The organism is Pseudonocardia xishanensis, from assembly GCF_039541715.1.
GTDB lineage: Bacteria > Actinomycetota > Actinomycetes > Mycobacteriales > Pseudonocardiaceae > Pseudonocardia > Pseudonocardia xishanensis.
Genome location: NZ_BAABGT010000070.1, coordinates 1 through 13,684, shown reverse-complemented (window position 1 = coordinate 13,684; position 13,684 = coordinate 1). Strand labels below are relative to the sequence as shown.

13 protein-coding genes are annotated in these 13,684 nt (G+C 74.3%); 5 read left to right on the top strand and 8 right to left on the bottom strand.

Annotation, left to right across the window (positions count from 1 at the left end; translation table 11 throughout):
• Nucleotides 1–82: 82 nt before the first annotated feature.
• Entirely contained in the window at nucleotides 83–469 is a 387-nt protein-coding gene (locus tag ABD993_RS22725; protein WP_345421999.1) for a DUF6401 family natural product biosynthesis protein, read from the top strand.
• On the opposite strand, the gene eutC is transcribed toward ABD993_RS22725, so the two are convergent.
• The 4 genes from eutC to eat are packed head-to-tail and all read right to left on the bottom strand — an operon-like array spanning nucleotide 458 to nucleotide 4,153.
• Nucleotides 458–1,189, bottom strand: a complete 732-nt coding sequence (gene eutC / locus ABD993_RS22720; protein ID WP_345421996.1) for an ethanolamine ammonia-lyase subunit EutC — start codon at nucleotides 1,187–1,189, stop codon at nucleotides 458–460. The two genes, ABD993_RS22725 and eutC, sit on opposite strands and share 12 nt — an antisense overlap.
• Entirely contained in the window at nucleotides 1,186–1,377 is a 192-nt protein-coding gene (locus ABD993_RS22715) for a hypothetical protein (protein WP_345421993.1), read from the bottom strand. The genes eutC and ABD993_RS22715 overlap by 4 nt, the downstream gene beginning before the upstream one ends.
• Nucleotides 1,374–2,753: an ethanolamine ammonia-lyase subunit EutB gene (locus tag ABD993_RS22710; RefSeq protein WP_345421991.1), complete on the bottom strand. Its 1,380-nt coding sequence runs from the start codon at nucleotides 2,751–2,753 to the stop codon at nucleotides 1,374–1,376. Before ABD993_RS22710 ends, ABD993_RS22715 begins: the two co-directional genes overlap by 4 nt.
• Nucleotides 2,750–4,153, bottom strand: coding sequence for an ethanolamine permease (gene eat / locus ABD993_RS22705; RefSeq protein WP_345421988.1), 1,404 nt, complete (start codon nucleotides 4,151–4,153; stop codon nucleotides 2,750–2,752). Before eat ends, ABD993_RS22710 begins: the two co-directional genes overlap by 4 nt.
• 158 nt (nucleotides 4,154–4,311) lie before the next feature.
• Between eat and ABD993_RS22700 the strand changes: the two genes are divergently transcribed.
• On the top strand, nucleotides 4,312–6,399 hold the full coding sequence (locus tag ABD993_RS22700) for a copper-translocating P-type ATPase (protein WP_345421985.1): 2,088 nt from the start codon (nucleotides 4,312–4,314) through the stop codon (nucleotides 6,397–6,399).
• A 17-nt stretch (nucleotides 6,400–6,416) separates the two neighbouring features.
• On the opposite strand, the gene ABD993_RS22695 is transcribed toward ABD993_RS22700, so the two are convergent.
• Nucleotides 6,417–7,613 (bottom strand): FAD-dependent oxidoreductase, encoded by a 1,197-nt coding sequence (locus ABD993_RS22695; RefSeq protein ID WP_345421982.1) that lies wholly within the window; start codon nucleotides 7,611–7,613, stop codon nucleotides 6,417–6,419.
• 79 nt (nucleotides 7,614–7,692) lie between these two features.
• Here ABD993_RS22695 and ABD993_RS22690 point away from each other — a divergent pair, with 79 nt between their 5' ends.
• The gene (locus ABD993_RS22690) at nucleotides 7,693–8,109 is read left to right on the top strand and encodes a MarR family winged helix-turn-helix transcriptional regulator (RefSeq protein ID WP_345421979.1); all 417 of its coding nucleotides are present in this window, start codon (nucleotides 7,693–7,695) and stop codon (nucleotides 8,107–8,109) included.
• A gap of 10 nt (nucleotides 8,110–8,119) precedes the next feature.
• On the opposite strand, the gene ABD993_RS22685 is transcribed toward ABD993_RS22690, so the two are convergent.
• Both ABD993_RS22685 and ABD993_RS22680 read right to left on the bottom strand, forming a co-directional pair.
• A complete protein-coding gene (locus ABD993_RS22685) occupies nucleotides 8,120–8,341 on the bottom strand; it encodes a hypothetical protein (RefSeq protein ID WP_345421976.1) in 222 nt (73 codons plus the stop codon).
• A 21-nt stretch (nucleotides 8,342–8,362) separates the two neighbouring features.
• Nucleotides 8,363–9,361 (bottom strand): LacI family DNA-binding transcriptional regulator, encoded by a 999-nt coding sequence (locus ABD993_RS22680; protein WP_345421973.1) that lies wholly within the window; start codon nucleotides 9,359–9,361, stop codon nucleotides 8,363–8,365.
• Between the two features lie 63 nt (nucleotides 9,362–9,424).
• Between ABD993_RS22680 and ABD993_RS22675 the strand changes: the two genes are divergently transcribed.
• A complete protein-coding gene (locus tag ABD993_RS22675; RefSeq protein ID WP_345421970.1) occupies nucleotides 9,425–11,035 on the top strand; it encodes a glycoside hydrolase family 13 protein in 1,611 nt (536 codons plus the stop codon).
• Between the two features lie 112 nt (nucleotides 11,036–11,147).
• Here ABD993_RS22675 and ABD993_RS22670 read toward each other — a convergent pair whose 3' ends face one another.
• Complete coding sequence (locus ABD993_RS22670; RefSeq protein ID WP_345421968.1) at nucleotides 11,148–12,242, bottom strand: serine hydrolase domain-containing protein; 1,095 nt, start codon at nucleotides 12,240–12,242, stop codon at nucleotides 11,148–11,150.
• A gap of 195 nt (nucleotides 12,243–12,437) precedes the next feature.
• Between ABD993_RS22670 and ABD993_RS22665 the strand changes: the two genes are divergently transcribed.
• The gene (locus ABD993_RS22665) at nucleotides 12,438–13,643 is read left to right on the top strand and encodes an O-antigen ligase family protein (protein WP_345421965.1); all 1,206 of its coding nucleotides are present in this window, start codon (nucleotides 12,438–12,440) and stop codon (nucleotides 13,641–13,643) included.
• Nucleotides 13,644–13,684 lie beyond the last annotated feature (41 nt).

The window sequence follows — 13,684 nt, the reverse complement described above, 5'->3', positions numbered from 1 at the left end:
TGTGTCACCGACGGCCGCTGACGACGGGCCGCCCGGCTCTCAGTTCACCCGATCCGGTGAGATCCCTCGCTACGATTCGCGCGTGAGCCTGCTGCACGATATGCGGACCGCCGTCGCCGAATGGTCCGCCCGCCGCCTGTTGCGTCGGTTGATGGACACCGTCGGCCGCCCCGGGCTCCGCGCCACCGCGGCCGAACCGGGCCTCGCCGCGCTGGTCGACCAGCACGCGGCGGCGGTGCGGGACATCGTGCGGGACGGGGCCCGGCCCCGCGGCCGGGGCGCGGTCGCGACCCTGGCCCCCGCGCGCACGTCCGCGGACTCGGTCCGGCTGGCCGCCTACGCGGGCGCCCTGCTGGACGAGCAGCGCCGGGGCGGCGCCTCGATCCCCATGCCGCAGGACGGCACCTGGCGCCCCACGGACTGGGCCACCCTGCGCCTGATCGCGGTCTGCCAGATCTCAGGCCTCTAGCGCCGGGTCCGCCTTCAGCGCCACCCCGGACAGCCGCAGCCTGCGGGACTCCTCCAGCAGCATCGCCAGGACGGTCGCGGCCTCGGTGTAGCCCGTGCCGTGCGGCGGGCGGACGTTCGACAGACAGTTGCGCTCCGAGTCCCGCCGCCCCCGCTTGGGGTCCCAGGTGAGGTAGAGCCCAAGCGAGTCCGTGGAGCTCATCCCCGGCCGCTCCCCCACCAGGACGACGACGCTGCGCGCACCGAGCGCGGCCGCGACCTCGTCCCCCAGCGCTACCCGTGCCTGCGTCGCGACGACGATCGGCGCCACGGTCCACCCGCGGAGCCGGTCCAGGATCTCGCGCAGCATCGGTACCGCGTGGGTGTGCACCGCGAGCGGCGAGAGCCCGTCCGCCACCACGAAGGCCACGTCGTAGTCGCCGCGGGGCAGCTCCCCCGCGCCGAGCCGTCGGCCCAGGTCGGGACGTTGCAGGTACACCGCCCGGTCGGCGGCGGCGCTGCGGACCAGCAGCACCTCACAGTCGAGCCCCCGGATCTCGGCCGCGAGGGCCTCGGCGTCCAGTGGGGAGTGCACGGCGTCTCGCGCGGCGGCGTGCGCCGCCCGCAGCTCCAGCAACCGGGAGGTGGGCAGCGCGTCGCCTGCGCGGCCGAGCGCGACGCGAGCCCGCGTGGCGGACCGCAGCCGGTCGAAGGGATCGGTGCTCGCCGCAGCGTCGGTCACCGCGACGGCTCACGGGTGGGCGGGCCGTCCTGGTCGTCCGGTGCCGCCGGTGCCGTCGGGGCGGACTCCTCCTCGGCCAGGAGCGCGTCGATGTCGTCCACCAGCCCGCCGTCCACCGAGCCCGCGGTGACCCGCCGCGAGCCGGTCGCCTCCCCGGCCCTCCGGGACCACGCCTCCGACCTGCTCACTGCACACCCATCGTGAGCCGGCGCAGTGCCGAGGACCCCGCGTCCAGCTCGGTGATGCGCCCGTCTCCGGACATGAGCCCCATCCCCTCCAGCCAGGTCGCGAACTCCGGTGCGGGGGCGAGCCCCAGCACCTGTCGTGCGTAGAGCGCATCATGGAACGACAGCGACTGGTAGTGCAGCATCACGTCGTCCCCGCCGGGCACGCAGATCACGAACGAGCACCCGGCCACGCCCAGCAGGGTCAGCAGGGTGTCGGTGTCGTCCGCGTCGGCCTCGGCGTGGTTGGTGTAGCAGACGTCCACGCCCATCGGGACGCCGAGCAGCTTCCCGCAGAAGTGGTCCTCCAACCCGGCGCGGGTGATCTGCTTGCCGTCGTAGAGGTACTCCGGTCCGATGAACCCGACGACGGTGTTGACCAGCAGCGGATCGAACGCGCGCGCCACCCCGTAGGCGCGGACCTCCAGGGTCTGCTGGTCCACGCCGTGGTGGGCGTCCGCGGACAGCGCCGCGCCCTGCCCGGTCTCGAAGTACATGCAGTTCGTGCCGACCGTGCCCCGGTCCAGCTCCCGGGCCGCCTGATGGGCCTCGCGCAGCAGGGCCAGGGTCACACCGAAGCCGTCGTTGGCGGCCTCGGTCCCGGCGATGGACTGGAAGACCAGGTCGACCGGCGCGCCGCGCCGCATGATCTCGATCGACGTGGTGACGTGCGCGAGCACGCAGCTCTGGGTGGGGATGGCGTACCGCTCGCGGATCTCGTCGATCAACTTCAGCAGGTCGGTGGTGCGTTGCGGGGAGTCGGTGGCCGGGTTGATCCCGACGACGGCGTCCCCGCACCCGAGCAGCAGACCGTCCACGATGGACGCGGTCACCCCGACCGGGTCGTCCGTGGGGTGGTTGGGCTGCAACCGGGTGGCCAGCGTGCCCGGACGCCCGATCGTCGAGCGGAACCCGGTGACGACGGGGGTGCGGCGGGCCACCGCGACCAGGTCCTGCACCCGCATCAGCTTGGACACCGCGGCCACCATCTCCGGGGTGAGCCCGTCCTTCAAGGCGACGGTGTCGGTGCGCGGGTCCAGCAGGTGGTCGCGGAACCCGCCCACCGTCATCCCCGCGACCGGGGCGAACGCGGCCGCGTCGTGGGAGTCGACGATCAGCCGGGTGACCTCGTCCGACTCGTACGGGACGACCTGCTCCTCCAGGAACACCGCCAGCGGCAGGTCCGCGAGGATCCCCTGCGCCGCGACCCGCTCCTGCTCCGAGGACGCCGCGACCCCGGCCAGCACGTCCCCGGACCGCTCCGGCGTGGCCGCGGCGAGCAGCGCCCTGAGGTCCGCGAACTCGTGCGTGTGCCCACCGAGGGTCTGGCGACGCGTCATCCGAGCTCCTTCTCCGCCTCGGCCAGCGCGGCGAACTCCTCGTCCGGGGCGTTCGCGACGAGACGGTGCCGACTGTAGAAGGCGAAGTAGGCCATGAACACCGCGAAGGCGCCCAGCGTCCAGAGCGCCGCGACGCTGTCGACGAGGAACGTCGCGATCACCGAGATGACGGCGACGACCAGCGCGAACCCGGTCGTCCAGACGCCGCCGGGGGTGTTGTAGGGCCGCGGCATGTCCGGCTCGCGGCGACGCAGCACGATGTGGCTCACCATCATCAGCACGTAGCTCACGGCCGCGCCGAACACCGCCATGTTCAGCAGCATCGCGCCCTGGCCGGTGAGCGAGAGCAAGAAGCCGATCACGCCGGGGACGATGAGCGCGAGCGTCGGCGCCTTGCGCGAGTTCGTGACGGACAACGCCCGCGGCAGGTAGCCGGCCCGGGAGAGCGCGAAGGTCTGCCGCGAGTACGCGTACATGATCGAGAAGAAGCTCGCGACGAGCCCCGCGAGCCCGATGTAGTTCACGACCGTCGCGGCCGCCCCGGACCCGAGGGCCTCGACCAGCGGGTTGCCGGACTCCGACAGCGCCTCCGCGCCGAGCGCACCGGTCGAGAGGACCAGCACCACGGCCCCGGTGACCAGCAGGATCAGCATGCTCACCACGATCCCGCGCGGCACGTTCCGCTCCGGCTCGCTGGCCTCCTCGGCCGCGAGCGGGACGCCCTCGACGGCCAGGAAGAACCAGATCGCGAACGGCACCGCCGCCCAGATGCCGATCGCGCCGAAGGGGAGGAACTCGGAGGCGCCCGCGGCGTCCGTCGGCGGGATGTCGGTGAGGTTGGCCGGGTCGAAGAGCGGGATCGCGGCCACGGCGAACACCACCAGCCCGACGACGGCGATCGCCGTGATCACGAACATCGCCTTGAGCGCCTCGCCCGCACCGGAGAGGTGGATGCCGATGAACAGGACGTAGACGACGAGGTAGACCCACCAACCGTCGGTGATCCCGAAGAGGTTCAGCGACTCCACGTAGGCGCCGATGAACGTCGCGATGGCTGCGGGGGCGATGGCGTACTCGAGCAGGATCGCCGTGCCCGTGGCGAAGCCGCCCCACGGGCCGAGCGCGCGACGGGCGAAGGTGTACCCGCCACCCGCCGTCGGCAGGGCGCTGGACAGCTCGGCCATCCCGAGGACCATCGCGAAGTACATCGCGGCGATCACGATCCCGGCGAGGAGAAGGCCGCCGAAGCCGCCCTCGGCGAGGCCGAAGTTCCAGCCCGAGTAGTCGCCGGAGATCACGTAGCTGACGCCGAGCCCGGCCAGCAGCACCCACCCGGCGGCGCCGGTGCGGAGCTGCCGTTTCGCGAGGTAGTCGCCGGTGTCGTGCGGTGTGCTGCTCACGGGGAGCCTCTCCGTCGGGTCGGCGTCGGGTTTCGGCCCGAACGGTAGGAATGTGCCGTTACGGGCGTCTCACGGCTGGGTTTCGAGGGCGTGGGAATACCCAGGGGGGGTATCCGGGTTTCGTGCGGAAGCACGAACGGCCGAGCAAGGAGGGCAGCATGGAGCGGATGGAACACCCGGGAGTGGCGACCGGCGACCCGACGGGACACCACCACGAGCACGACGGGCACCACGGCGGGGAACACGCGGGCCACGCGGGGCACGCGGGGCACGCGGGGCACGGCGACCACGCCGCGATGTTCCGCGCCCGGTTCTGGTGGACGCTGCTCCTCGCCGTCCCGGTCGTGGCGTTCAGCCCGATGTTCGCCGACCTCCTCGGCTACCCCCTGCCCCCGGCCAGCGGCTGGGTCTCCCCCGCCCTGGGCACCGTGATCTTCCTGTGGGGCGGCGCCCCCTTCCTGACCGGCGCCTGGTCCGAGATCACGGACCGGCGGCCCGGGATGATGCTGCTCGTCGCGCTGGCGATCACCGTCGCGTTCGCGGCGAGCGCGCTCACCACCGCGGGCCTGCTCATGCTGGACTTCTGGTGGGAGTTGGCGCTCCTCGTCGTGATCATGCTGCTCGGGCACTGGCTCGAGATGCGCGCGCTCGGCCAGGCCTCCGGCGCGCTCGACGCCCTCGCCGCCCTGCTCCCCGACTCCGCCGAGCGGGTCGTCGACGGGGAGGTCGAGCAGGTGGCGCTGTCGGCCCTCGAGACGGGCGACGTGGTGCTCGTCCGCTCCGGCGGGCGGGTGCCCGCGGACGGCGTGGTCGTCGACGGCGCCGCCGAGCTGGACGAGTCCATGATCACGGGCGAGTCCCGCGCGGTCGCGCGCGGCGTCGGCGATCGGGTGGTCGCGGGCACCGTCGCCACGGACTCGGCGATCCGCGTCCGGGTGGACCGGGTCGGCGAGGACACCGCGCTCGCCGGCATCCGACGGCTCGTCGAGCAGGCGCAGAACTCCCGGTCGCGGGCCCAGGCGCTCGCCGACCGGGCCGCGGCGCTGCTGTTCTGGTTCGCCGCCGCCGTGGCCGTGGTGACCTTCGTCGTGTGGTCGCTGGTCGGGACCCTGTCCGAGGCGGTCGAGCGGACCCTCACGGTGCTGGTGATCTCCTGCCCGCACGCCCTGGGCCTGGCGATCCCGCTGGTCATCGCGATCTCGACCGCGCGCGCCGCCCGGGCCGGGATCCTGGTCAAGGACCGGCTCGCGCTCGAGCGGATGCGGACCGTCGACGCCGTGCTGCTGGACAAGACCGGCACCCTGACCACCGGCCGCCCCACCGTCGTCGACACGGTCGGCGCGCCGGACACCCTGGCCCTGGCCGCGGCGGTCGAGGCCGACAGCGAGCACCCGCTGGCCAAGGCCGTCGTCGCCGCGGCCACCGACTCGGCGGTGAGCGCACCCGGACCGCGGGCCACCGGGTTCCGGTCGCTCACCGGGCGCGGGGTGCGCGCGACGGTCGACGGCGCCGAGATCGCGGTGGGCGGGCCGGGCCTGCTCCGCGAGGCGGGCGCCACGCCGGCCGTCGACGTCGCCGAGAAGGCCGCGGAGTGGTCGGCCCGGGGCAGCACGGTGCTCTACGTCCTGCGCGGGGACAGGGACGGGGACGGGGACGAGGTCGTGGGCGCGCTCGCCCTCGCCGACGCCGTCCGGCCCGAGTCCCGCGCGGCGATCACCGCACTGCGCGCACGACACGTGCACACCGTCATGATCACCGGTGACGCCCGGCCCGTCGCGGAGGCGGTCGGGGCGCAGGTGGGCGTCGACGAGGTGCGCGCCGAGGTGCTCCCGCAGGACAAGGACGCCGAGGTGGCGCGGCTGCAGGAGCGCGGCCTGACCGTCGCGATGGTCGGCGACGGGGTCAACGACGCGCCCGCCCTGGCCCGGGCGGACGTCGGGATCGCGATCGGCGCGGGGACGGACGTCGCCATCGAGTCCGCGGGCGTCGTCCTGGCCTCGGACGACCCGCGCGCGGTGCTGTCGGTGATCACGCTGTCCCGCGCCGGCTACCGGAAGATGATCCAGAACCTCTGGTGGGCGGCCGGCTACAACCTCGTGAGCGTGCCGCTCGCGGCCGGAGTGCTGGCGGGCGTCGGGTTCGTGCTGCCGCCCGCGGTCGGGGCGATCCTGATGAGCCTGTCGACGATCGTCGTCGCCGCCAACGCGCAGCTGCTGCGCCGCGTGGACCTGACCCCCGGCGGCTGAGCCGCCGCCGGGGGCCGTCAGACGGGCGTCGTCTCGTCCCACTCGATGTGGTGCCGGTGCAGCCACTCGGGCGAGACGCCGCCCTTCGTGCTCATCCGGCGCAGCATCATCGGCATGAAGGCGTCCCGCAGCACGCGCCCGACCCGCCCGGGCGCCTTCTGGTTGCTACCCCGCCGCCCGGCGGCCACCACCGCCTCCACCCGGGCGCGGCGCAGCCCCTCGAAGTGCGCGAACGCCTCCTCGACGGGCCGGTCGCGCAGGCACTTCGCCAGCACCACGGCGTCCTCGATCGCCATCGCCGCACCCTGCCCCGCCGCGGGCGAGGTCGCGTGGGCCGCGTCGCCGATCACGATCATCCGCTCCCGGTGCCAGGTCGGGACGCGGGGGATGTCGAAGGTGGCCCACCCGAACAGCGGCCCCGGGGTGGCCCGGACGATGTCGCAGGCGGGCGAGTCGTCCACCGACAGCAGGTCGAGCAGCCGGGCGCGCCAGTCCGCGTCCGTCATCGCCGCGAGCACTCCGGGGCCGGGCTCCTCGCGGCGCGGCGGGTTGGCGAACCAGGCCGCGCCGCCCGTCGGGGTGGCCGACCAGCCGAAGAAGCACCGCTTGCCGAACATCATCTGGAACTCGTCCGACGGCGTGTCCAGCGGGAAGTCCTCGACGAGCCCGCCGACGTTGAGCACCGGCACGTACCGGACCGGCGGCGCGGCCGGGTCGATGAGCGTGCGCACCCGCGACCGGATGCCGTCGCAGCCGACCAGCAGGTCCCCCTCGGCGGTGGACCCGTCGGCGAAGGTCGCCCGCACCCGGTCGCCGACGCGTTCGGCACCCGTCAGCCGCGCGCCGAGCCGGATCTCCGCGCCCCGGGCGACGGCCTCGTCCCGCAGCGCGCGGTAGAGCTCCGAGCGCTGCATCAGCCGGCTGACCGTGCCGTCCGGCAGTGGATCGCCCATGGTCATCACACCCAGCTCGCGCCCGGTCCCGGAGTGGAACCGCATCCGCAGGGACGGGAACCCCAGCGGCTCGACGACGTGGTGCGCGTCCACCGCCCGGAGCGCGTCCATGCCGTTGACCTGCAGCGTCAGCCAGGAACCGCGGTCGTCCGCCATGGTCTCGGCGCCCTCGTAGAGCTCGGCGTGCAGGCCCGCCTTCTGCAAGGCCATCGCGAGCACCGGGCCCGCGACCCCCGCGCCGATCACCAGAGCCGTCGTCATCTCGTATCCTCACTCGAAGCACCAAGTATCTCGTTCAGACGAGTCTCTTGGTTGAGCGAGATACTTGTCAAGGAGAGAGATGGCGGACGTCCAGGACGAGATCATGGGATCGCTGGTCCGGTTCATCGCCTCCGTGGTGCTGAACAACCACGCGGTGGCCCAGCGGCTCGGCCTCGGCCCCACGGACTCCCAGTTCCTGACCCTGCTGGACGTCCACGGCCCCCTGACCCCGGGCAGGCTCGCCGAGCTGACGGGACTGACCTCCGGCACGGTGACGGGGGTGGTCGACCGGCTCGAGAGGGCCGGGTTCGTGCGCCGAGACCGGGACGCGACGGACCGCCGCAAGGTCATCGTGCGCCGGGACGAGGCCGCGACGACCGAGCGCATGCACCCGCAGTACGCCGAGCACGGCCGGTACGTGCTCGGCCTGCTCGAACGACGCACGCCGGAGGAGCAGCGCACGATCGCCGACTTCCTGCGCGATCTCGCGCAGTAGGCGACGCCGCTCAGCCCGCGGGCGCCCGCGGCGGACGGCCCGCGGTCGACGCCTCCGCGCGGGCGGGATCCGGCTCCGGCTCCCGCGGCCGGGGGATCTCGGCCTCCTCCGGGAACGACAGCTGCTCGACCCCCGGACCGTGGGGACCCCGGAAGTACGAGCGGACCCAACCGCGCACGCGCCAGTGCCCGGGGACGTGCATGGCGACCACCTCCTGCGTCCAGTGCAGCACGGCCCACCGACGGAAACCGGCTCAGCGCGGCGGCGGCCCCGTGGTCCCGCGGACGACCAGGCGGGTCGGCAGGTCGATGTCGGGTGTGCCGTCGAGAGTGTCGTCCACCGCCTCCAGGAGCAGCGCGGCGGCGCATTCGCCCTGCTCACGAGCCGGTTGGGCGATGGTGGTGAGGTCGGCGTACTCGGCGACCGCCTGGTCGTCGAACCCGATGACGGACATCCGCCCCGGCACGTCGACGCCCGCCCGGCGCAGCGTCCGCAGGGCGCCGAGGGCCATCTCGTCCGACATCGCGAAGACCGCGGTCGGCAGCCGCGCACCACCCAGCAGCAGCTCGACGGCGCGCGCGCCCGCCACCGCGTCGTCGCCGAGCGCGACCATCCACTCCGGACGGACCTCGAGACCGGCGTCGGTCAGCGCGTCGACGTAGCCCCGGGTGCGGGCCTCGGTGACCTCGCGGCCGACGCCGTCGTCCGGGTCGAAACCCAGCAGGGCGATCTCGGTGTGCCCGAGCCCGATCAGGTGCCGCACCGCGGTGGCCGCGCCCGCCCGGTCGTCGATCCCCACCCGCGGCATCCCCGGCCAGCTCCCGCCGACGACGGTCACCGGCACCCGCAGCTCGAGCAGCCGCGCCCGTTCGGCGTCGGTGAAGGACGAGGCGACGACGATCAGCCCGGCCAGCCCCCAGTCGTCGCCGGGGAGGTCGGCGCGGGCGGCGGGATCGCCGACGTTGTGCAGCACCACCTGGTAGCCACCCGCCCGCAGCACCCGCTCCACCCCGCCGACGGCCTCGGCGAAGAACCAGGCCGACGGGAAGCGCGCCAGCGCGGCCACGGCGTGCGGGGCCGCCGGTCGTCGGGGACGCTCGGTGGGCGCGTACGCCAGCTCGGCGGCCGCCCGGCGGATCCGTTCGCGGGTGTCCGCCGCGACGTAGGAGGTGCCGGTCAGGGAGCGGGACACCGTGGACGGGGCGACGCCCGCCAGCCGCGCCACGTCCCGGATCGTCGGTCTGCCTGGCATCGCACCTCCCGAGCTCGTATGGAACAGTATGGAACAAGACGTGGAACGTGTGGAGGAGGTCCCATGCCCGAGCCCGACGCCGCCTGGTGGCGCAGCGCCGTGATCTACCAGGTCTACATCCGCAGCTTCGCGGACGGCGACGGCGACGGGATCGGCGACGTGAACGGCCTGCGCAGCAGGCTGGACCACCTCGCCGACCTGGGCGTCGACGCGCTGTGGATCAACCCCTGGTACCCGTCCCCGCTCGCCGACGCCGGGTACGACGTGTCCGACTACCGCGCGATCGAGCCGCGGTTCGGCACCCTGGACGAGGCCGAGGCGCTGGTCCGCGAGGCCCACGAGCGCGGGATGCGGGTGATCCTGGACATCGTCCCGAACCACACGTCGTCGCAGCACGCGTGGTTCCAGGAGGCACTGGCCGCGGGCCCCGGCTCGGCGGCCCGCGCGCGCTACATCTTCCGGGACAGCGGCGAGGAGCCGCCGAACGACTGGAAGGCCATGTTCGGCGGCCGTGCCTGGACCCGGGTGCCGGACGGCGAGTGGTACCTGCACCTGTTCGACCCCGAGCAGCCGGACGTCAACTGGGAGAACCCCGAGGTCCGCGCGGACTTCGAGGAGACCCTGCGGTTCTGGTTCGACCGCGGGGTGGACGGGTTCCGGATCGACGTCGCGAACTCGTTGATCAAGGAGGAGGGCCTGCCGGACGTCGGCGACAAGGGCCACCACGATCCCGGCCCCCACCCGCACTGGGACCGGGACGAGGTGCACGACGTCTACCGCAGCTGGCGCGCCCTCGCGGACTCCTACGACCCGCCGCGGGTGTTCGTGGCCGAGGCGTGGGTGCCCGAGGCGGACCGCTTCGCCCGCTACCTGCGCGCGGACGAGCTGCACACGGCCTTCAACTTCGACTTCCTCAAGGCGCCGTGGCGGGCCCCCGCCCTGCGCGAGTCGGTGGAGCGGACGCTGCGCGAGCACGCGCTCGTGGGCGCGCCCGCGACGTGGGTGCTGTCGAACCACGACGTCGCGCGGCACGTGTCGCGGCTCGCCCGCGACCCGGGAGCGGGTCTCGGCACGTCACTGGACTCGCTGCTCGGCGAGCCCGCCGACCTGGAGCTCGGTGTGCGCCGGGGTCGGGCGGCGGCGCTGCTGATCCTGGCGCTGCCCGGTGGCGCGTACGTCTACCAGGGGGACGAGCTGGGCCTGCCCGAGGTGGAGGACCTGCCCGAGGCCAGCCTGGACGACCCGACCTGGCGGCGCTCCGGGCACACCGAGCGCGGCCGGGACGGCTGCCGGGTCCCGATCCCGTGGTCCGGGGACGCCCCGCCGTTCGGGTTCGGGCCGGGGTCGGGGCAGCCGTGGCTGCCGCAGCCGGACTGGTTCGTGCGCTTCACCGCGGACCGGGAGGACAAGGACCCCGACTCGGTGCTGAACCTCTACCGGGCGGCGCTGCGGATCCGCCGGGCGGAGCCCGCGCTGGGCGACGGCCCGCTGACCTGGCTGGACGTGCCTCCCGGTGCGCTCGGCTTCGTCCGCGACCCCGGCTTCGCGGTCCTGCTGAACGTGGACGCCGAGCCCTTCGCCCTCCCCGAGGGCGCGGAGGTCGTCCTGACCAGCGCCCCCCTGACCGAGCAGGGGCTCCTGCCCCAGGACACCACCGCCTGGCTCCGCGTCTGACGCCGTCCGACTCGCACGTCGGAAGTGAGGGACTCGCGGAGTGGTGTCGGCGAGTCCCCCACTCCAGACCCGCGAGTCCCCCTTCCGCGCGTGAGCCGGACATCGGCGGGGGTCAGCCGACGGCCGTGCGGAAGGCGTGGGCGATCGGGGGACCCCAGGGGCCCGGCCAGAGGACCTGGGTGAGCAGGACCGCCGTGAGGTCGCGGGCGGGGTCGACGAACCAGACGGTGCCGAGACCGCCGTCCCAGCCGTGCCTGCCGTCCGGCCCCACGCTGGTCCCGAGGCCCCAGCCGCGGTCGCCGAGGAACAGCGCGCTCGCGGTCCGCTGGTCCGGGGTGAGCCGGTCCCGGCACATCGCCGCGACGGACCCGGCCGAGAGCACCGGTGAGCCGCCGCGCCGGAACATCCGACCGAACGCCAGCAGATCGTCCACTGTGGACACCAGGCCGCCGCCCCCGGACTCGAACGCCTGCGGTCGCGACCACGCGCCGTCGACGGGATCGAACACCTCGCCGTCTCGCCACTGCGGCTGGAAGCGGTCGAGGTCGCGCACCTGGAACGCGGTGTCGCGCATCGCGAGCGGGTCGAACACCAGCGCCTCCAAGGCGGCGCTCAGCGAGGCCCCGGCGGCGCGCGCGACCAGGACACCGAGGGCGTCGGCGCCCGCGTGGTAGAGCCACCGTTCCCCCGGCTGGGCGAGCAGCGGCAGCTCGCCCAGCCGGCGCATCCACTCGGCGGGCTCCGGTACGGGATGGGAGCCGGGCGGGCCGTCGCCGCCCAGCCGGGCCGCGGACCAGGCCCGCTGCCACGGCAGGGTGCCCGGGGCGAGGGGCGGTGCACCGAACCCGGGTCGGAAGGTGAGCAGGTCCTCGACGGTGATCGGGCGCCGGGCGGGGACGGTGTCGTCGAGCTCCGAGTCCTCCCGCCGGAGCACCCGGGGGTTCGCGAGCTCCGGGAGCAGCCGGTCGACCGGTTCGTCCAGCGCGTAGAGCCCGGCCTCGACCTGCGCGAGCGCCGCCGCCGCGGTGATCGGCTTCGAGGTCGAGGCGATCCGGAAGAGGCTGTCCCGACGCAGCGCGGGCCCACCCGGGCCGGTCCCGCCGAGCACCCCGACCTCGCTCCGCTCGCCGCGTTCCACGGCGTACACGAGGCCGGGCACGGACCCGTCGTCCACGAACGACCTGAGCACCTTGTCGATGTCGGACACGAGAGGAGGACCGGCGGGGTGGCCGGGACTCATCGGCCGGACACGACGGTGTTCACCGTGTGCGACATCGAGCCGTGAACGGTCACCACGTGTGCATGATCGCCGAAGATCACCCGTCCGTGAGGTCGCCCCTTCGGGTCATCGAGGTCCCCGGCAGTCGGCATCAGGAGCACCCTCCGTCACAGGGGGAACATCATGCTCATCACACCGACGCCACAGCGCGTCCATCCGGAAGTCCGCGGCGACCGTGCCGTCGCCACGCTCATCGGTGCCGCACTCGCGGTCGCCGTGCTCGCTCAGGGCGCGTTCCATCCGGGACCGTTCGTGCTGGTCGCCGCCCTGGTCGTGGCGGCGGCGGGCACGGCGGCGGTCCTCGCGCTCCGCCGGTCGCGGGACCGTACCCACCTCACCCCGGCCGGGACCGCCGCGCTCTGGTGGACGGCCTTCGCGCTCTGGGCGGCGCTCCGCGCCGTCGCCGCGGGTGACGGGCTGCGTGCCCTGCCGACGGTCGCGGTCGCGCTCGTCCTGGCCGCCACGACCGTCACGACCGCGGGACTCACGGCCGGCGGCCGTGACGTGGTGCGCAGCGTGGTGCTCGCCCTCGGGGTCGTCGTCGCGGGGGCGGGGTGGCTCGGCACCGCCTTCCACCTGGCACCGCTGTCGATGCCGTCGGTCGGGCTGTGGCGAGCGGCGTCGACCCTCACCTACGCGAACGCGGCGGCCGCCGTGCTGGTCATCGTGCTGCTCGTCGCGGTCACCACGGTGGACGACGCGCGGCATCGTGCGGTGCTGTGCTCGGTCCTGCTGCTCGGGCTCGCCGCGACGATGAGCCGCGGCGGCGCACTGGGGCTGGCGGTCGGGCTCGTCGTCCTCCTCGCCGCGCGGGAGGGTCGGGCACGGCTGCGCAGCCTGGCGCGCGTTCCCGTCGCGACCGGGTTCGGGCTGGTGGGGCTGCTCCCGTCGTTCCCCGAAGGGTCAGCGGCACAGCCGCTGCCGGCCGCGGCGGGGCTCGCCGCGGGGGCCGCGGTGCTGCTCGGCGGTCGGGCTCGCCTCGTCGCGTTCGGCGGCGCGGTCGCGCTCGCCGCGGCGGGCGTCGCCGTCGGGCCACTCGGGGGTGCGGCACCGGCCACCCTGGCCGTGGGAGCGATCGCCGACACCCGACTGAACGGCGGTTCGTCGGACCGGTTCGCCCTGGCGCGGGAGACGCTGGACCGCCTCGCCGACTCGCCGCTGTTCGGGGTCGGTCCCGGCGGCCTGGACCTGACCTACGTCAACCACGCCGGGCAGCTGGTCCACGCCTGGTTCACCCACCTCGAGTACCTGCAGGTCGCGGCGGAGACCGGCCTGGTCGGGCTCGCGCTGGTGCTGGCCGGGGCGCTGGCACTAGAGCGTGTCTCTTAACTGAGGCGGGCGTGGATGACGACCGCAGCGAGGAGGACTCC

Coding starts and splice junctions, on each gene's coding strand:
- ABD993_RS22710 (WP_345421991.1), bottom strand. CDS start 2,753: ATGACGCGTCGCCAGACCCTCGGTGGGCACACGCACGAGTTCGCGGAC.
- ABD993_RS22700 (WP_345421985.1), top strand. CDS start 4,312: ATGGAGCGGATGGAACACCCGGGAGTGGCGACCGGCGACCCGACGGGA.
- ABD993_RS22695 (WP_345421982.1), bottom strand. CDS start 7,613: ATGACGACGGCTCTGGTGATCGGCGCGGGGGTCGCGGGCCCGGTGCTC.
- ABD993_RS22690 (WP_345421979.1), top strand. CDS start 7,693: ATGGCGGACGTCCAGGACGAGATCATGGGATCGCTGGTCCGGTTCATC.
- ABD993_RS22680 (WP_345421973.1), bottom strand. CDS start 9,361: ATGCCAGGCAGACCGACGATCCGGGACGTGGCGCGGCTGGCGGGCGTC.
- ABD993_RS22675 (WP_345421970.1), top strand. CDS start 9,425: ATGCCCGAGCCCGACGCCGCCTGGTGGCGCAGCGCCGTGATCTACCAG.
- ABD993_RS22665 (WP_345421965.1), top strand. CDS start 12,438: ATGCTCATCACACCGACGCCACAGCGCGTCCATCCGGAAGTCCGCGGC.